The organism is Pseudovibrio sp. Ad26, from assembly GCF_001623285.1.
Taxonomy (GTDB): domain Bacteria; phylum Pseudomonadota; class Alphaproteobacteria; order Rhizobiales; family Stappiaceae; genus Pseudovibrio; species Pseudovibrio ascidiaceicola.
This window is the reverse complement of record NZ_LMCE01000088.1, coordinates 340,865-359,303: the sequence shown is the minus strand read 5'-3', so window position 1 is coordinate 359,303 and position 18,439 is coordinate 340,865. Positions and strand designations below refer to the sequence as shown.

Annotated in this window: 17 protein-coding genes; 14 read left to right on the top strand and 3 right to left on the bottom strand. The window is 49.9% G+C overall.

What is annotated here, in order from left to right:
- Positions 1-44 precede the first annotated feature (44 nt).
- The 11 genes from PsAD26_RS18850 (at position 45) to PsAD26_RS30405 (ending at position 10,470) form a co-directional block, all read left to right on the top strand.
- A complete protein-coding gene (locus tag PsAD26_RS18850) occupies positions 45-608 on the top strand; it encodes a TRAP transporter small permease (protein WP_063293583.1) in 564 nt (187 codons plus the stop codon).
- Between the two features lie 11 nt (positions 609-619).
- Positions 620-1,906: a TRAP transporter large permease gene (locus PsAD26_RS18845; protein ID WP_063311662.1), complete on the top strand. Its 1,287-nt coding sequence runs from the start codon at positions 620-622 to the stop codon at positions 1,904-1,906.
- 13 nt (positions 1,907-1,919) lie between these two features.
- Positions 1,920-2,360 (top strand): universal stress protein, encoded by a 441-nt coding sequence (locus tag PsAD26_RS18840; RefSeq protein ID WP_063311661.1) that lies wholly within the window; start codon positions 1,920-1,922, stop codon positions 2,358-2,360.
- A gap of 8 nt (positions 2,361-2,368) precedes the next feature.
- The gene (gene eutA / locus PsAD26_RS18835; RefSeq protein ID WP_063311660.1) at positions 2,369-3,160 is read left to right on the top strand and encodes an ectoine utilization protein EutA; all 792 of its coding nucleotides are present in this window, start codon (positions 2,369-2,371) and stop codon (positions 3,158-3,160) included.
- Positions 3,157-4,170 carry a hydroxyectoine utilization dehydratase EutB gene (gene eutB / locus PsAD26_RS18830; RefSeq protein ID WP_063311659.1) on the top strand — a complete coding sequence of 338 codons (1,014 nt, stop codon included), beginning with the start codon at positions 3,157-3,159 and terminating at the stop codon, positions 4,168-4,170. The genes eutA and eutB overlap by 4 nt, the downstream gene beginning before the upstream one ends.
- Positions 4,163-5,152 carry a cyclodeaminase gene (locus PsAD26_RS18825; protein WP_063311658.1) on the top strand — a complete coding sequence of 330 codons (990 nt, stop codon included), beginning with the start codon at positions 4,163-4,165 and terminating at the stop codon, positions 5,150-5,152. Before eutB ends, PsAD26_RS18825 begins: the two co-directional genes overlap by 8 nt.
- A gap of 9 nt (positions 5,153-5,161) precedes the next feature.
- A complete protein-coding gene (doeB, locus tag PsAD26_RS18820) occupies positions 5,162-6,169 on the top strand; it encodes a N(2)-acetyl-L-2,4-diaminobutanoate deacetylase DoeB (protein ID WP_208980956.1) in 1,008 nt (335 codons plus the stop codon).
- A gap of 13 nt (positions 6,170-6,182) precedes the next feature.
- Positions 6,183-6,668, top strand: coding sequence for an Lrp/AsnC family transcriptional regulator (locus PsAD26_RS18815; protein ID WP_244271778.1), 486 nt, complete (start codon positions 6,183-6,185; stop codon positions 6,666-6,668).
- A gap of 89 nt (positions 6,669-6,757) precedes the next feature.
- Positions 6,758-8,233: an NAD-dependent succinate-semialdehyde dehydrogenase gene (locus PsAD26_RS18810; RefSeq protein ID WP_063311657.1), complete on the top strand. Its 1,476-nt coding sequence runs from the start codon at positions 6,758-6,760 to the stop codon at positions 8,231-8,233.
- 12 nt (positions 8,234-8,245) lie between these two features.
- Complete coding sequence (locus tag PsAD26_RS18805; RefSeq protein ID WP_063311656.1) at positions 8,246-9,619, top strand: aspartate aminotransferase family protein; 1,374 nt, start codon at positions 8,246-8,248, stop codon at positions 9,617-9,619.
- Between the two features lie 428 nt (positions 9,620-10,047).
- On the top strand, positions 10,048-10,470 hold the full coding sequence (locus tag PsAD26_RS30405) for a transposase (protein ID WP_208985773.1): 423 nt from the start codon (positions 10,048-10,050) through the stop codon (positions 10,468-10,470).
- 133 nt (positions 10,471-10,603) lie between these two features.
- On the opposite strand, the gene PsAD26_RS18800 is transcribed toward PsAD26_RS30405, so the two are convergent.
- Positions 10,604-12,316, bottom strand: a complete 1,713-nt coding sequence (locus tag PsAD26_RS18800; protein ID WP_063311655.1) for a M10 family metallopeptidase C-terminal domain-containing protein — start codon at positions 12,314-12,316, stop codon at positions 10,604-10,606.
- A gap of 746 nt (positions 12,317-13,062) precedes the next feature.
- Between PsAD26_RS18800 and PsAD26_RS18790 the strand changes: the two genes are divergently transcribed.
- Positions 13,063-13,320, top strand: coding sequence for a hexameric tyrosine-coordinated heme protein (locus tag PsAD26_RS18790; protein WP_063311653.1), 258 nt, complete (start codon positions 13,063-13,065; stop codon positions 13,318-13,320).
- 44 nt (positions 13,321-13,364) lie between these two features.
- Here PsAD26_RS18790 and PsAD26_RS18785 read toward each other — a convergent pair whose 3' ends face one another.
- Both PsAD26_RS18785 and PsAD26_RS29720 read right to left on the bottom strand, forming a co-directional pair.
- Complete coding sequence (locus PsAD26_RS18785; RefSeq protein ID WP_063311652.1) at positions 13,365-13,616, bottom strand: hypothetical protein; 252 nt, start codon at positions 13,614-13,616, stop codon at positions 13,365-13,367.
- A gap of 10 nt (positions 13,617-13,626) precedes the next feature.
- The gene (locus PsAD26_RS29720) at positions 13,627-13,767 is read right to left on the bottom strand and encodes a hypothetical protein (protein WP_193758309.1); all 141 of its coding nucleotides are present in this window, start codon (positions 13,765-13,767) and stop codon (positions 13,627-13,629) included.
- A gap of 613 nt (positions 13,768-14,380) precedes the next feature.
- Between PsAD26_RS29720 and PsAD26_RS18770 the strand changes: the two genes are divergently transcribed.
- Together PsAD26_RS18770 and phnC are read left to right on the top strand one after the other, a co-directional pair.
- Positions 14,381-17,167: a bifunctional aconitate hydratase 2/2-methylisocitrate dehydratase gene (locus PsAD26_RS18770; protein WP_063311649.1), complete on the top strand. Its 2,787-nt coding sequence runs from the start codon at positions 14,381-14,383 to the stop codon at positions 17,165-17,167.
- Between the two features lie 397 nt (positions 17,168-17,564).
- Positions 17,565-18,410: a phosphonate ABC transporter ATP-binding protein gene (phnC, locus tag PsAD26_RS18765; protein ID WP_063311648.1), complete on the top strand. Its 846-nt coding sequence runs from the start codon at positions 17,565-17,567 to the stop codon at positions 18,408-18,410.
- Positions 18,411-18,439 lie beyond the last annotated feature (29 nt).

Here is an 18,439-nt window from a genome sequence, read left to right as displayed (position 1 = left end):
AGCACTCCTCGCCTTACACGCCTCATGTAATGCGGGACGGTGGAATGAGTGATCAGGCACAATCAAACTTGCCAGGCTTTTTGGGTGTTATTGACCAAGCGATCAGTCGGATTGAATCCGTCCTGCTTGCAGTCGGCGTTCTTTTGATGGCAGCAAACACGATCGCCAATGTAATCGGGCGTTTTGTGCTTGGAAATTCCATCTTCTTTTCCGAGGAACTGAACCGTATCTTGATTATTCTGATCACGTTCGCTGGTATCAGTTATGCAGCACGGCATGGGCGCCACATCCGCATGAGCGCCATTTATGACGGCTTGTCTCCTGGCTACCGTAAAATTCTGATGGTCCTGATCTCGCTGGTGACCGCAATTTTTCTGTTCCTGCTCTGTTATTACTCAATCAACTACATTGAAACACAGGCCTCTCGTGGCCGGGTGTTACCTGCACTGCAAATCCCTGTTTGGGTGATATTGGTTTGGGTGCCCGTTGGTTTTTTCATGACGGGAACACAGTACCTGCTCACTGCCATCAAGAACTTGACTGCTCCCGATATCTATCTCTCGACCCACATGCTTGAGGGCTATGAAGAAGATGAGATCGAGGTTTGAAAGATAGTATCATGGCAGCAACAATATTCCTTTCGATGATTACTCTTCTTCTTCTTGGGTTTCCTATGATGATCCCTTTGATCGTCGGGAGCTTCATTGGTTTTTTGATGATGTTCGGTGATTTCGGGCAAATGGAAACCATGATTCAGCAAATGGTTGCAGGTATTCGGCCTGCATCGCTCATTGCTGTGCCCATGTTCATTTTTGCAGCAGATATCATGACACGGGGACAGTCCGCTGGCCGCCTGATTGATTTGGTCATGGCCTTTGCGGGCCACGTGCGCGGTGGTCTTGCCATCTCGACAGCAATGGCCTGCACAATGTTTGGCGCAGTCTCAGGGTCCACACAGGCAACCGTTGTGGCTATTGGATCGCCCTTGCGACCACGTATGCTGAAGGCCGGTTACAAAGACAGCTTCATTCTGGCGCTCATCGTCAATGCCAGTGACATTGCTTTTCTGATCCCACCATCAATTGGAATGATCATTTATGGCGTTGTTTCAAATACATCTATTGCAGAATTGTTTATCGCAGGCATCGGGCCGGGACTGCTCATCCTCGTTCTGTTTTCAATCTACAGCTACATTTACGCCGTCCGTAACCAAGTCCCAACTGAGCCTAAAGCCAGTTGGCGGGAGCGGTTGACCGCAGTCCGGCAGGCGCTGTGGCCGCTAGGTTTTCCGGTAATCATTATTGGTGGCATTTATGGCGGCATCTTCAGCCCTACAGAAGCGGCCGCAGTGTGTGTGCTTTACGCTTTGGTTCTGGAAGTCTTTGTGTTCCGCTCCATGTCCTTGACTGATGTTTACAAGACAGCTCAATCAACCGGTTTAATCACCGCAGTGGTGTTCATTCTGGTCGGCGCAGGCGCAGCATTTTCCTGGATCATTTCTTTCGCTCAGGTCCCGCAGGAAATCCTGACTGCGATTGGCATTTCTGACATGGGCGCAATGGGTATCCTGTTTGTCATCTCAGCTGCATTTTTTGTTGGCTGTATGTTTGTCGACCCAATCGTCGTTATTCTGGTGCTGGTACCCATTTTTGCGTCAGTTGTTAAGGCTGTCGGTTTGGACCCGGTGTTGGTTGGCACGATCATCACATTGCAGGTCGCCATAGGCTCAGCAACGCCGCCATTTGGATGTGACATTTTCACGGCCATCGCAGTGTTCAAGCGACCTTATGCTGAGGTTATCCGCGGGACGCCACCGTTTATCCTGATGTTGGTTGGGGTCGCCATTGCTCTGATCTTTTTCCCACAAATTGCGCTCTTTCTGCGCGACTTAGCTTTTGCCAAGTAACAAGGAGTACTCGATGTTCAAATCTATCCTTGTTCCATTTGATGGGTCTAAAGGGGCGGAGCGAGCACTGCTCAAGGCTGTTAAATTGGCGACTGTTTGCGGCAACATCCCGCTCTCTCTTCTGACCGTTTACAAACATCATTCAATGTTGGAAGCATCCTTCGCAATCGTGCGCCCGGATGAAAATGAGAGCGTGGATGATGTGATGCGTAATCACGCTCGTGAAGTGGCAGAGCAGGGGAAGCAACTTGCCCTGAATGCCGGGTGTGCAAACATCCGCGCTTTTGCCAAATCCGGCCCAACAGCCCGCACGATTGTGGGCTTTGCAAGAGAACACCAAAACGATGTGATTGTTTTGGGGAGCAGAGGGTTGGGTTCAATCGAAGGATATTTGCTTGGCAGTGTCTCTCACAAGGTAACAGGCTTGGCGGAATGCCCGGTCCTTGTTGTTTAGGAGGGCACATGATTTTTGATTGTCGTCCTAAGACCTCTCTGGTTGAAGCCAACTTTGACGCCCGTTCAGTCAATAAACGGATAGGTCTGATTGTTTTGGCAACAGATCACACCAGCGAAGGGGATTTCGCACGCATGTGCGATCCTGATCAGATCGGCATTTACGCAAACCGGATCACCTATAAAAACCCAGGTACACGAGCGAATTTGCTGGCAACAGGTCCACGCCTGACAGAAGCTGCTTCGCAGATATTACCTGGAGATGCGTTGGACGTAATCGCTTACAGCTGTACGGCTGCTTCAGTTGTTTTGGGAAACGCAGTTGTCGGGGATTACTTGAAAGCTGGCAAATCTGACACCCCATTTGTGACACCCAGCTCTGCAGCATTTGATGCGCTCGAAGCTTTAGATGCAAAACGGATCAGCGTGTTAACTCCATACTCTGCCAGTATTTCGCAGGAAGTGTTTCAGTACTTCGCCGATAATGGCCTTCAAATTGCCAGTGCAAACTATCTCGGTGTCGATGATGACCGTGAGATTGCGCGGCTTTCCGAGTCTACGATTATTGAGGCTGCCTGTGCAGCTATGGAGCCGAGTGCAGATGCATTGTTCATCTCGTGTACCGGGTTGAGGGCCGCAGTGTGCATTCATAGGATTGAAGATCGGATTGGCAAGCCAGTGGTGACTTCAAATCAGGCAATGATCTGGCGTTGCCTTCAGCATCTGGACTCCGAGCAAGTCGTACATGGTTTTGGCCATCTGTTCCAACACTCAATCAAAGATCGGATGAGCGCACAATGACGCAAAAAATCACCGTTCATGACAGTTTTTCTGCACGCCAAAAAATAATGGGGCACGTTAGAACGACCCCCTTGGTCAGCTCACCCAGCTTGAGCCAGACTTGTTCTGCAGAAGTGTTGTTGAAGCTTGAGCAAACGCAGATCACGGGAAGCTTTAAACTGCGCGGTGCGACAAATGCAATTTTGTCACTCAACGCAGCTCAAAAAGAAGCTGGTGTCGTTGGTGTCTCAACTGGAAACCATGGTCGCGGTCTGGCTTATGCTGCCTCAAAAGCAGGGGTGCGTTGCATCATCTGTATGTCAAAACTTGTTCCGCAGAACAAGGTAGAGGCAATTCAATCGCTGGGTGCTGAAGTTCGAATAACCGGAAGTTCTCAGGACGATGCTCAGGCTGAAGTAGACCGGCTGGTAGAAGACGGAATGACGATGATCCCGCCATTTGACCACCGGGATATCATTGCAGGGCAAAGCACTGTTGCGCTGGAAATACTGGAGCAAACACCTGATCTGGATACGGTACTTGTACCAGTCTCGGGCGGTGGCTTAATTTCTGGAGTGGCGTTGGTGATGAAAACCATCAGTCCCTCAATTCGTGTTGTTGGCGTTTCAATGGAGCGCGGTGCTGCCATGTATAGCTGCCAGCATGCAGGCAAACCGATCCTTGTTGAAGAAGTGCCAACACTCGCAGATTCATTGGGTGGTGGGATTGGGCTGAACAATGCCTATACCTTCGAGATGACACGGGATCTGGTAGATGACTTGATCTTGGTCAGCGAAGAAGAAATAGCAGAAGCCATTCGACACGCTTACTGGCAGGAACGTCTGGTGATTGAAGGCTCAGGCAGTGTCGGTATTGCTGCCTTACTCGCTGGAAAGATCAAAATACCCGGAAAGTGTGTGAGCCTCATCAGCGGGCAAAATATTGATATGGCGCTGCATAAACGCTTGATCGACGGCGAGAACGTCGATGTGGCTGCGCCGACCTCTGTGAATGGAAGCCTTTATGCCTGAGATTAATATCCTGACGGAGGCAGATCTGCGCTCTGCTGTTTCTTTGGATCTGGATGCTGTTGCATGTGTAGAAAATGCATTTCGATTGCTTGCAACAGAAAACGTTGTAATGCCGCCTATCCTGAGCTTTCATGTACCTGAGCACAATGGGGAAGTGGATGTGAAGACTGCCTATGTTCCCGGCATAGACAGTTTTGCGATCAAGATGAGCCCGGGTTTCTTCGACAATCCTAAACTGGGTCTGCCAAGCCTGAACGGATTGATGGTGCTGTTTGATGCAAAGACCGGCATCGTCAAGGCGTTACTGCTCGATAACGGGTATCTGACCGATGTGCGCACAGCTGCCGCTGGAGCCGTCGCAGCCAAGCATCTGTCACGAGAGAACAGCAAGATTGCCGGTATTCTTGGAAGTGGCATTCAGTCCCGCCTCCAACTGCAAGCATTGACGCTTGTTCGTAATATTGAACGAGCTGTTATCTGGGGGCGCAACAGCGAAAAAGCTGCTGCTTGTGCTCGGGAGTGTTCAACTCAATTGGGAATTGAAGTCATTGCTGGCAGCATTGCTGAGGTTATGGCTCAATCCGATATCGTCGTAACAACAACCCCCTCCAAAGAGCCCTTGATCAAGGCGGATATGATGCGACCTGGGCAGCATATCACCGCCATGGGATCAGATGCCGACTATAAATCAGAACTCGCGCCCTGCGTTATTCCAGGTGCCTCTGTTTTCGTTTGTGACCGCTTATCTCAATCCATCAAACAAGGCGAACTCCGTACAGCGATAGCAGCTGGCACGATCAACAGTACTGAGATGTACGCGGAACTTGGACAAGTAATTTCTGGCCAAAAGCCAGGGCGGCAGTCGAACAAAGACATTACGGTTTGCGATCTGACAGGAACTGGGGTGCAAGACACCGCCATTGCCACCTTGGCCGGAGCCCGAGCTGAAGCCGTAAAAGCAGGCACAGCGATCAATAGTTGATCCGTGTGTATCAGGACGAAAATTATGCAGGCAAATCCCATTACGCCCACAATCCCATTGGATCAGGACGGCATTCATCATGGGTTTTTACGGTTACCCTATAGCCGTGATGACAGTGCGTGGGGCTCTGTTATGATTCCCATTACGGTCATCAAAAACGGAGAAGGGCCGACAGCGCTCTTAACAGGCGCAAATCACGGCGATGAATACGAAGGGCCAGTTGTCCTCCAGGAACTGACAGTTGCGTTGAAACCAGAGGACGTAACTGGTCGAATTATCATAGTTCCGGCCTTCAACTTCCCGGCATTTATGGCGGGAACGCGGACGTCACCCATTGATAGGGGAAACCTGAACCGTTCATTTCCAGGTCGTCCTGACGGAACTCCAACTGAGAAAATTGCCGACTATTTTCAGCGTTACCTGCTTCCTCTGACAGATGTCGCTGTCGACTTCCATAGTGGAGGTAAGACCCTTGATTTTGTGCCGTTCGCAGCAGCTCATATTCTGGAAGATAAGAGCAATGAGAAGGCCTGCTTTGAAGCAATGGCTGCGTTTAACGCACCTTACTCCGTTCAGCTCCTCGAAATCGATAATATAGGCATGTACGACACAGCAGTTGAAAGCATGGGCAAGGTTCTTGTGACAACTGAACTGGGCGGTGGTGGAACTGCGACGGCAAAAACCATCGGAATCGCACGCAAGGGATTGCGTAATGTCTTGATCCAGTTCGGTATCCTGCAAGGAGAAAAACAACTGGAGTCCTCCGTAAACTTAGGGATGCCAGGGGCAGATTGCTTTACATTCTGCGAGCAGGGCGGGCTATACGAACCTATGGTCGATCTGGGAGATCCCGTTGGAGAAGGTGACATTGTTGCCCGTGTTTGGCCAATGGACAGAACCGGTGTTGAACCAACCAGATACCACGCAAAGCGCAGCGGCATCCTCATCAGTCGTCATTTCCCCGGGCTGATCAAATCCGGTGATTGTGCGGCGGTGATTGGCGTTCCTGAAGTGTGAGAGATATCAAAAGATGAGCATGCAACTTGATCAGCGTGATCTGGATATCCTGCGAATACTCTCAAATGAGGGCCGCATCACCAAAGCCGCTTTGGCGGACCGCATCGGATTGTCTCCAACACCTTGCTGGGACCGGCTGAAGAAGCTGGAGAAATCTGGTCTGATCGAAAGTTATGGTGCAAGGATTAATCTCAAAAAACTGGGGCCTCACGTCACTGTTTTCGTCGCTGCTGAACTGGTGGACCACACGGCTGCGAGCTTTTACGCCTTTGAAACAGCCATGCAGAACTACGAGGAAGTCGTGGCTTGCTGGGCATTAGGGGGCGGATTTGACTATCTGATACAGATCGTGACCAGAGACGTAGACGCTTATCAGAGGCTGATCGACACCATGCTGGATGCACGCATCGGGTTATCCCGCTACTTCACGTACATTGTGACAAAGCCTGTAAAGGGAAATGCGGCACCTCCGTTGAATCTTCTTTTCGCGGCCGATTAGCAGACGATTACTCTGTAATGAACACTTCATTCGGTCACATCCTCCGCCAAAAACAGGCAAATTCTGTTGTAGAGCAAGGAGGATGCGCCATGTCAGAAACAGCCTTGTCTGCACGGACGGACATTCAAGACAAAGCGCTAGTGCGTTCCTTTTCCTACATAAATGGAAAGTGGTGTGCTGCAAGAACAGATGAGACATTTGCGGTTATTGATCCAGCAAACGGGGATTACCTAGGGGATGTTGCAGGCCTTTCATCAGATGAATCGTCTGCTGCGGTAACTGCAGCTTCAGATGCCTTTCCCAAATGGTCGGGATTACTACCGCAAGAACGAGCGTCTATTTTGCGTCGCTGGTTTGAACTTCAGCTTACGCATAAAGAAGACCTCGCACGGATCATGGTTCTGGAACAGGGCAAACCCTTGTCAGAAGCCCGTGGTGAAATAGAATATGGTGCAGCGTTTGTTGAGTTCTATGCCGAGGAAGCCAAGCGTCCCAACATTGAAGGCGTCACCAGTCATCTAGCCGATGCAGAAGTGGAGCTTTGGCGAGAACCGGTTGGGGTTGCTGCCTTGATCACACCCTGGAACTTCCCAAGTGCGATGTTGACACGGAAAGCTGCCGCTGCCTTGGCTGCAGGCTGTACGATCGTTGCCCACCCATCAGCAGAAACCCCGTACAGCGCACTCGCCCTAGCGGAACTGGCTGAGCGAGCTGGAGTTCCCGCAGGGGTGTTTAATGTGGTGACTGGCTCAGCTCCAGAAATTGTCGAGCCCTGGACCAGTGATAGCCGCGTGCGGGCGCTATCCTTTACGGGGTCTACCCCTGTCGGCAAACTGCTTTATAGCCAATCAGCCTCCACCATAAAACGCCTTATCCTGGAACTTGGCGGACATGCTCCGGTTATTGTCTTTAATGGGGCAGATCTGAAGAACGCGGTTGCTGAGGCGATAAAATCCAAGTTCGCAACATCCGGTCAGGATTGTCTGGGGGCGAACCGAATATTTGTTGAGCGTCCGATCTACGAAGAGTTCTGCAAGAGTTTTACCAAAGCAGCTCAATCTCTTTCCATAGGCCCTGGATTGGATGATCCGGACATTGGTCCGTTGATGAACGAAAAAGCTGTTCAGAAACAAGAAGAACATGTCGCCAATGCCGTTGCCAAAGGCGCGAAGATTGCCTGTGGGGGCACCCGACATTCATTGGGACCACTGTTTTTTGAGCCGACGGTGCTGGTTGATGTGCCCGCTGAGGCTCTCATTATGCGTGAAGAGACCTTTGGGCCAGTGGCTGCGATTGCTCCTTTTGACAGTGAAGAGGAAGTCATCGCCCGCGCCAATGACAGCGAGTATGGACTGGTTGCCTATCTGCATAGCGATGATCCGCGCAGGATTTACAGAGTTAGCCGTGCTCTTCAATTCGGAATGGTTGCAGTCAATCGCACAAAGGTGACTGGCGCACCCATTCCATTTGGAGGCACTAAACAATCTGGTCTGGGCCGGGAAGGTGCACGGCTGGGCATGGAAGAGTTTACTGAAGTTAAATACGTTTGCCGCGACTGGGCATAAGGGAGGAAAGTCATGTTACGAAACGATCAGCTGGCACAATGGGATCGGGAGAATTTTTTCCACCCATCAACTCATCTGGCTCAGCACGCGCGAGGCGAAACGTCTACTCGAGTGATCAAGACCGCCTCAGGTTCTTACATTGAGGACCGTGAAGGGCGCCGAATGCTGGATGCGTTCGCCGGATTATACTGTGTTAATGTGGGATATGGCCGTCAGGAAATTGCTGAGGCAATCGCCGAACAGGCCAAAGAACTGGCCTATTACCACTCCTATGTCGGGCATGGTACAGAAGCCTCGATCACACTTTCCAAGATGATCTTGGATCGTGCGCCGAGTAATATGTCTAAGGTTTACTTCGGGTTGAGCGGCTCAGATGCCAATGAAACCAACATCAAGCTTATCTGGTATTACAACAATATTTTAGGTCGGCCGGAGAAAAAGCGAATTATCTCCCGCTGGCGCGGTTACCACGGTTCGGGTCTGGTGACTGGTTCGCTGACAGGCCTTGAGCTGTTTCATAAGAAGTTTGATCTGCCTGTAGAACAGGTCATTCATACAGAGGCTCCCTATTATTTCCGCCGTGACAATTTGGAGCAAAGTGAAGAGCAATTTGTCGCCCATTGTGTTGCTGAGTTGGAGGCTCTGATTGAGCGAGAAGGGGCCGACACGATTGCGGCGTTTATTGGCGAGCCGGTACTGGGAACCGGCGGGATCGTTCCACCACCAGCTGGTTATTGGACGGCTATTCAAGCCGTTTTGAAAAAGCACGATATTCTGCTGATTGCTGATGAAGTGGTGACAGGTTTCGGGCGCCTCGGATCCATGTTTGGTTCTGATCATTATGGATTGGAAGCTGACATCATCACCATTGCCAAAGGCCTGACATCCGCCTACGCGCCGCTCTCCGGTTCAATTGTCTCAGACAAGGTCTGGAAGGTTCTTGAACAGGGGACAGATGAAAATGGGCCAATAGGCCATGGCTGGACGTATTCAGCTCATCCCATTGGGGCCGCAGCCGGTGTCGCAAACCTCAAATTGCTTGACGATCTGAACCTTGTTGAGAAGGCCGGAACCACTGGTGCATATCTCAACAAATCCCTGAAGGAAGCTTTGGGGGGGCATGCTAATGTGGGAGATGTGCGCGGCGAGGGATTACTCTGCGCCGTAGAGTTTGTCAAAGACCGCGACGACCATAGTTTCTTCGAGGCATCCGACAAAATCGGGGCTCAAATCTCCGCAGCCTTGCTATCTCAGGACGCAATCATCGCACGCGCAATGCCCCAAGGCGACATCCTCGGCTTCGCCCCCCCATTCTGCCTAACACACGAAGAAGCAGACACAGTCGTTGCCGCAACAGTAAGAGCAGTGAAGGCTGTATTAGGTTGACACTTATTTAGTGTAGGCTGGTGTCTCAATCAGCCTACATGACCTTCATATTCTCAAAAAAGGTAGAGATCTTTAAACGAGCAGATTATCTGGATTCTTAAGGAACATGAGGCAAAGTTCTGGTTTCTGAGGTCTGAGATGACAGCTATGGTTGAAGTGCATCTCCTGCTTGTTTTCGGATAGGCGTTAAGGTTGTGATGCCATCATTTCCTCTCGAAAGGCTTCTGCGTCGATTGTCTTTAACCGCCTTCTCAGCTGTAGCGCCGGGGTCTTTGTATTTTGCGCCCTACTTCACTCCTAATCTAGTGATTATGGCCAAACACTCCCTTATCCAAAACCACTCACCTGCCCATATGGCTTCTATGGGGAACAAACTATCCTAGAATGAATGTAGTCGGTATTAGCGCCGATACCGGAGTGCGTTTGTTATCTCAACCCATGATGGAATCTGTCGAATAGCTGGTTCTGGCCCAAGCTTCCACATCGGTCTGTTATCTCCTCTGCGTTTCCCACCTGCAGCTAATGTTGGGTTTGCCCACAATGTTGACAGGCTAAACGCCCAGCTTTCCAGAATATCCGGCAAGTCGTCGCTGGTTGGAGCAACTCGTTATGCCCTCTCGCGCCTGCCCAAAGCACGGCCTTATATCGACAATGGCTCTCTGGAGCTCGACAACAACACGGCCGAGCGGGCAATGAGATCTGTTGCTCTTGGGCGGAAAAATTATCTCTTCATGCGATCAGAAGGTGGCTATAAAGCTGCGGCAGTCGCCTATACTCTCATCGAAACAGCCAAGCTCAACAATGTGGACCCCTCATGCCTGGCTCACGTGGGTTCTGACCTAAATCGCTGATCACAAGATAACCCACATCACCGACCTAATGCCGTGGTGTTACGCTGCAATGTCAGCGTAACAGGTCCCGTTGCTGGTTGGTAGGTCGCCTTCGCCAAACGCTTACCTTACACCCCAATGTTGGGATTGTAAGTTAAACGAAGATGAAGTCCTCAGCGCCAATAAGTGAGAGATCCGTATTTTGTAAAATGATCTCACTATCTCCAAAGGCGACAATGACGTCGGCATCTCTATTGGTCAAAGACAGCTCTGTAAAGGAATTCGCGCCAAATTCAGGGCCGAGCTGAATAAAGTCAACTGTGTCCTGAAAGTCAGCAATAGTGTCAGTGTCACCTATACTCGTGAAACTAAAGGTATCACGTCCCGCACCACCTTCTAAAAGGTCATCTCCTTGAGCTCCATCAAGGAAATCATCGCCGGAGAAACCCTGAAGTACATTCTCCAAGGAGTTTCCAACCACAGTATCACTGCCAGCGCCACCAGAGGCATTTTCTATCTCAACACCATTGGCGATGGTATACCCTCCGCGCACACCTTCTGCATAGGAGAGTACACCACCACCTGTGCTACTGTAATCAAGAGTAGCGGCTACAAGCGAGATATTGACGCTGCTGAAGCCCGTATACGCGATTGTATCGATACCGCCGGTGTCCCAGATGCACGAATAAAATGTGCCTGAACCGTTAAGTTCTGGCAGGAGATATGTATTGTTATCTATATTCGCGTCTTTTGCTCCGTATTTCTCCTGCAGAAGCGCCAAGTCGAACGCCATAGGGCCCACCGTCGCGCCATAAGTACTCGGCCATTCCGGATAAAGCTCTGCATGGCCGACATTATAACTCATCATGGTATAGATACCTTGATTGAGATCGAAGTCACCGTAATCGCCGCGTGAGCTAGAAACCCCGTTCATCACACTTGAACCGCCCCCAGTATCATGAGGGTGCGCCATACCCAGTCCATGACCAACTTCATGTTGAAACACAAAGTACTCAAGTGAGCCTGGATCTAGGTTTGCTAAATTCATATTAGAGGTATTGAAAACGGCTACGCCTGGATTTGCTTCACTCGGAGGATTCATATAGGCATAAGTACTGCCGCCAAATGCAGATGTTACAAATTTAAACTCTGCATTATTTGAGCTGCTTGCTACCGAAAAAGTGAGATTTGTCCCTTGCGATAAGTCGTTTAACGATGCCATCGCGCCATCAATCTGCGCCTGCGTCCAACCATCTGAACTTTGGCCATCAAACACTTCACCAGCTTGCGCAAAGTAGACAGAAATATTTGTTGTATCTACAGCGGAACCACCCCAATCGAGCGCATCCAGCGGTGATGGAGCCAAGGTCTCCTCCACACTGACAGTATAACTTCCGGTCTGCCCATCCGAGTAGGCAGCGGCGCTGATGTAAAATCTGCCTGACGTGGATGCTATGAAGTTTAAAGATGAATTTAAACCAGGTCCGCCGTCATCGTCAAACGCAACTAGGTTTCCTGAGGCGTCGTATATTCTTAAATAAGTATCTGTAACCGGCGCAGCTCCGCTCCCATTAAGGTTGATCGTATAATTTGATCCCGCACTAAGGTCGATCGCCACCCAGTCGCGGTCCCCATTGGTTTCAAGTGTACCTGAAAAGCTATCCCCTGCGGCAATGAGGTATTGCGTCGAGGGCCCTGCGTCAGCATCTTCTCCTTCATTCATGACTAGAGTATTTGCTAAGAAATCTGTCACCTCGACCTGTGCTGAAACCCCATCGGCAGCTTGTGCGCTGAGGGCCGCTTTTTGCTCCGTGACACTTGAGTTGTAGGATATACTGTCTGCAGGTACATGCAGTTGATTCATCATGCATAATTTACACATTTTCTACATCCCTTAATATAAAAGCAATCAGGCAAGTATAAAATTAAATATGATTCTTGCAATATTTAAATATATAAATAGTATTCATTAATATATTTAAGCAATACTTATGTTAAGTAAGGGTATTCTTCGTATTTTTTACATGTATGAGTCATTCGGTGTAAATGTGCGCAGATTTAAATATTGATTTTCTTAAGTGCTGCCAGCGCTTTGGTTTTCTCTGGATTGGCCCTCCTTGTTCTGGATGCTGTTTTACGCGGCTGATTTCAGGGGGAGATGGATCTGGGCATCTTAGGCGGGCGCCCACTATAGTCGCCTTAGCTCTCTCTGCCTCACCCACTTAATCGTTCTTCGCAATTCTAAGCGCCAATGCCAAGTCCTCCTCGCGTTGCTGGAACTCTTTGATCTCGCGTTTTAGGCATTGGAAGATTAGGAGGTATTTTGTGTTGCCTGTTGCAATGAGCGTGCCAATGACTTTGGGGGCGTAGAGGAAGCGTTCGAGAGTTATCTCTTGTTCCCCATCAGGAGCCCGAACAATGCAGACCCTAACCTGATACCCAACTCGCACTCCCATTGTTCTGCGGTTTTAGGTTGGAGGAATATCCGGCAATGGGCTGTCTCTATTAATGGAATGCCAAATCTTCTCTCTGTAGAGTGGGCTGTATCCTCGTAAGAGCGGCTCTTTATCTGATGGATAGTATGTTTCGTTCCTTACAAAAACGGAGTGTAAGATGGATAAGCTACCAAACGCAGAACTCGTCATGATCCCTGGTGGTACCTTGATTACCAAAACACCAGAGGAAGGACGGCAACTTGCGATGTTGATTGCTCGTCATACCATTCACAACATTCAAAATGATCTGGATGAGTTGAAGCAGGGGCGTTCAGTCTACTCAGTCAATCCGGACAGCTTAACTGCGGCAAGTCAAGTTGTCGCTCTTGAGTATCAAACGATTGCAGCAGCCAATAACTACTGGAGAGGTCAGTAGCCGCAACCTGCAAAGGTACAGAGTGAGCTACCAACACCTCTGGCCTAATCGTCCTTCGCAATCCTAAGCGCCAATGCCGGGTCGTCCTTGCGTTGTTGGAACTCTTCGATCTCGCGTTTCAGGCGTTGGAAGATTGAGAGGTATTTTGTGTTGCCTGCTGCGATGAGGGGGGCGATGATTTTCTGGGCGTTGAGGAGGCGTTTGAGTGTTATCTCCAGCTCCCTGTCCGAGCGCGGCAGGAGGTTGGTAACCGGGAATGATGGTGGTGCCTTTTTGCGGCGTGGGGCGAGGTCCACTTTAGCCTCCTTACCTGAGTTCAAACGCAGCAAGTTGAGTGGTGATGAAGTTCGCGGGGATGCTGTGTTTTGCCTCAACCACTGTCTGGTCAAGGGCAGGGGCGAGGAAGAGCAGGGTGGCGGCGAAGTTTGCCAGAATGAGCAACTTCATGGCCTTGCTAAAAAGGAACAGAGACACGTTGCAGTGATCACTAAAGACGTCATTTTCCACTAAATTTTCGTACAGAGAATAGACGCGGTTTGCTATGGCAGCTTTCTTGTTGGGATGAGACCTGAAGCATCTCGCGTAAGTCATCACGGACAAAGCAGGTGTCCGCCATCTTCCCACTTTTGAAAACATGACTTCCAACTGGTTTTCATTCAACTTCCGTTGTTGTCTGGGTGACTTCAATGACAGGTCTTCTTCTGACTTGACGGCTTTAGATATTTTCACACCAATTTGTGATGCGGCTCCTCTTTCTGAGTGCCTAAATCACCCACATGGCTTCTTGGGGTGTCTTTGCTTGTCTCATAACAACTGAATGCAGAGGAATTGTATGAAGTCTCACAGGATTTATTGTTCTGGAGCTGCTTGGACAGGTAAAGCTTGTCAGCGAACGGGTGGGGGTGGAGTTCTGCAACTGCTGGAAACATCTTGCATGCTAATCTCATTTGGTATACGACCGCATACAACAAACTTGAGCCGGTTTGCCTGAGATGGTTTTGACATAGAGTTCAAGATACACCAAACATAAATCGTCTAACACAAATGCGTCGGAATAATCATGAGCTTGTACACTGACTACTTGAATGAGATTGACACTCGAAAAGCCCAAGGTTTGAACCCCAAGCCGATCGAAGATGGCGCACTTGTGAATGAGATCATTTCGCAGATTAAAGATCTCAAAAATGAACACAGAGACGGTTCTCTTAAGTTCTTTATTTATAACACTTTGCCAGGCACAACCAGTGCAGCTAGTGAAAAGGCGAAGTTTTTGAAAGAAATTATTCTTGGCGACTCTGTCGTTGAGGAGATTTCTCAGTCATTTTCTTTTGAGCTGCTGTCTCACATGAAGGGTGGTCCTTCTGTAGAGGTTCTTCTTGATCTGGCTCTTGGCGATGATGCAGCAATCGCAGCTCAGGCAGCGGACGTTCTGAAAACTCAGGTGTTCTTGTACGAAGCTGATACTGATCGTCTTGCAGCTGCGTTTAAAGCAGGTAATGCGATCGCAAAAGATATTCTGGAAAGCTACGCGAAGGCTGAGTTCTTCACCAAGCTTCCTGAAGTAGAAGAAGAAATCAAGGTCGTTACCTATATTGCTGGTGAAGGCGATATCTCCACCGACTTGCTTTCTCCTGGTAATCAGGCGCACTCTCGCTCAGATCGTGAGCTGCACGGCAAGTGCATGATCTCTGAAGAAGGTCAGGCGAAAATTCAGGAACTGCAGAAAGCTCATCCTGATGCACGCGTGATGCTGATTGCTGAGAAGGGCACCATGGGTGTTGGTTCCTCCCGCATGTCCGGCGTAAACAACGTTGCGCTGTGGACCGGTAAGCAGGCAAGCCCATACGTTCCTTTCGTGAACATTGCTCCGATTGTTGCTGGCACCAACGGTATTTCTCCGATTTTCCTGACCACTGTTGGTGTAACCGGTGGCATCGGCCTTGACCTGAAAAACTGGGTTAAAAAGCAAGATGCCAATGGCAACACCGTTCTGGATGACAATGGTGACCCTGTCCTTGAGCAGACCTATTCAGTTGAGACTGGCAAGGTGCTCACCATCAACTCCAAAACCAAAAAGCTTTATGATGGTGATAAAGAGCTGGTTGATGTTTCTTCCGCTTTCACGCCTCAAAAAGTTGAGTTTATGAAAGCAGGCGGCTCCTACGCTGTTGTGTTTGGTAAGAAGTTGCAGACGTTTGCATCCGAGACACTCGGCGTTGACCTGAAGTCCGCTTTCGCAGCATCCAAAGAAATCTCTCACGAAGGTCAGGGCCTGACTGCTGTTGAGAAGATCTTCAACCGCAATGCAGTTGGCACTACTCCGGGCGCAACTCTGCACGCAGGTTCCGATGTTCGCGTAAAGGTGAACATTGTTGGTTCTCAGGACACCACTGGTCTGATGACTTCTCAGGAGCTGGAGTCCATGGCGGCAACCGTCATTTCTCCAACTGTTGACGGTGCTTACCAGTCTGGCTGTCACACCGCTTCTGTTTGGGATTTGAAGGCGCAGGCCAATATTCCTAAACTCATGAAGTTCATGAACAAGTTTGGCCTGATCACTGCGCGCGATCCTAAAGGCGTCTATCACGCCATGACAGACGTGATCCACAAGGTGCTGAATGACATTACCGTGGATGACTGGGACATCACCATCGGTGGCGACAGTCACACTCGTATGTCCAAAGGCGTGGCATTCGGTGCAGACTCCGGTACCGTTGCTCTTGCTCTGGCAACTGGTGAAGCCACCATGCCGATTCCAGAGTCAGTAAAAGTGACCTTCAAAGGCACTATGGCTGATCACATGGACTTCCGCGATGTCGTACATGCAACACAGGCGCAGATGCTCAAACAGCATGGCGACAACGTGTTCCAGGGCCGCATCATCGAAGTGCACATCGGCACACTGCTGGCAGACCAGGCCTTCACATTCACTGACTGGACTGCAGAAATGAAGGCAAAAGCCTCCATCTGTATCTCCAACGATGAAACTCTGATCGGCTCTCTTGAGCTGGCCAAGAGCCGCATTCAGATCATGATCGACAAAGGCATGGACAATGATGCCAAGGTTCTGGCAGGTCTGATCGCGAAAGCGGATAAGCGTATTGCTGAGATCAAATCTGGTGAGAAGTCTGCTTTGACCCCGGATGACAATGCCAAGTACTTCGCTGAGGTTGTTGTTGATCTGGACCAGATCGTTGAGCCAATGATCGCTGACCCTGACGTGAACAACAATGACGTTTCCAAGCGTTACACCCACGACACCATCCGTCCTGTTTCCTACTACGGTGGTGACAAGAAGGTTGATCTGGGCTTTGTTGGCTCCTGCATGGTGCACAAAGGCGACATGAAGATTGTTGCTCAGATGCTCAAGAATCTTGAGAAAGACGGCGGTAAGGTCGAGTTCAATGCTCCGCTTGTTGTTGCAGCTCCCACTTACAACATTATTGATGAGCTGAAGGCAGAAGGCGACTGGGAGATCTTGCAGAAGTACTCCGGTTTCGAATTCGACGATCTGATGCCAAAAGCAAAAGCACGTACCGAATACGAAAACATTATGTACCTGGAGCGCCCTGGCTGTAACCTTTGCATGGGTAACCAGGAGAAGGCTGCTAAGGGTGATACCGTTCTGGCAACCTCTACCCGCCTGTTCCAGGGCCGTGTGGTAGAAGATTCCTCTGAGAAAAAGGGTGAATCCCTGCTGGCGTCCACTCCGGTTGTTGTTCTTTCCGCAATCCTCGGCAGAACTCCAAACATGGATGAATACAAAGCAGCAGTGGAAGGCATCGACCTCACCAAGTTCGCCCCACCACTCCAGAAGCCTGCTGCTGCGAAGTCAGTTCACTTCTAGGGTCTAATCGCAGGATAGCGGCCTTAGACCTAGCAGCTGGCAAACAGCACTAATTTCTATTCGAATGGGCGGTACCTAACAGTACTGCCCATTTGCTTTTTAAATGTCGATGCTTTCAGAAGTTAGGTGTTCAGCCCTACTGAACATTTAGAGTGCTTAGCGTTCAATCGTCGGTTTTGATTCCCTGAAAATCAGAGTTCTGACAGATTGGTTTGAAAGCCGGTTTCCTTTTCCTTCTGTCATAGAAACGTAATGTAATGCTCGTTTTGTCAGCTATGTGGGGGAGGTGGGGTGTGACGGTTTTTTGACGGGGTCGCTTTGTGAGTGAGCGTCATTTCGCTGTAACAATCGCGTGTGCCTAGTACGTTAAATTTTAACAGGTACCGGGGTTGAACTCTTGATCCAGTTTGAAAGCGTTAGAAAAGAATTTGGCGCGCATGTTGCTGTCAAAGGGGCGAGCTTCATTGTTGAGAAGCCTCAGATGATCGGCATTATTGGTCGTTCTGGTGCGGGTAAATCCACGTTGCTGCGGATGATCAACAGACTTACCCCGGCAACCGACGGGCGTGTCCTTGTTGATGGTGTTGATGTGCTTGCCTTGCAGGGGGCGTATAAGCGCCGCTGGCAGCGTGATTGCGCGATGATCTTTCAGCAGTTCAACCTGGTTCCTCGCCTTGATGTTTTAACCAACGTTATGTTGGGACGCCTGAATGCACACGGAACAGTTTCAAGCATGCTTAAGCTGTTCACTCGTGAAGAGCGGGTTCAGGCTCTGCTGAAACTTGAAAGACTTGGCATTGCTGAAACGGCTTTGAAAAGGGCGGAAAATCTTTCTGGTGGTCAGCAACAGCGTGTTGCGATTGCTCGTGCTCTTATGCAGGAACCGAAAATGCTTTTGGCAGATGAGCCGATTGCCTCGCTGGATCCGATGAACGCGCAGGTGGTGATGGACGCTCTTAAGGCGATCAACGCGGAAGATGGCCTGACAGTTATTTGTAATCTCCATACTCTTGATACTGCCCGTAATTACTGTGACCGCGTGATTGGCATGCGTGATGGTGAGATTGTTTTTGATGGGAAACCGGATGAGCTTTCGACCGCAGTAGCCCGTGAGATCTACGGTGCTGACGACAGTTTTGAGGAGGGGATGACCTCAACTTCTCTGGGTAGCGAAGGTGCAAAAATCGCTGCCCTGGAACTGGCGAAAGGCGATGCTTCGCCTGTTGTCTCTGCTGCTGAATAGCAGCGGGTTTAGATTTATATTCTGATATT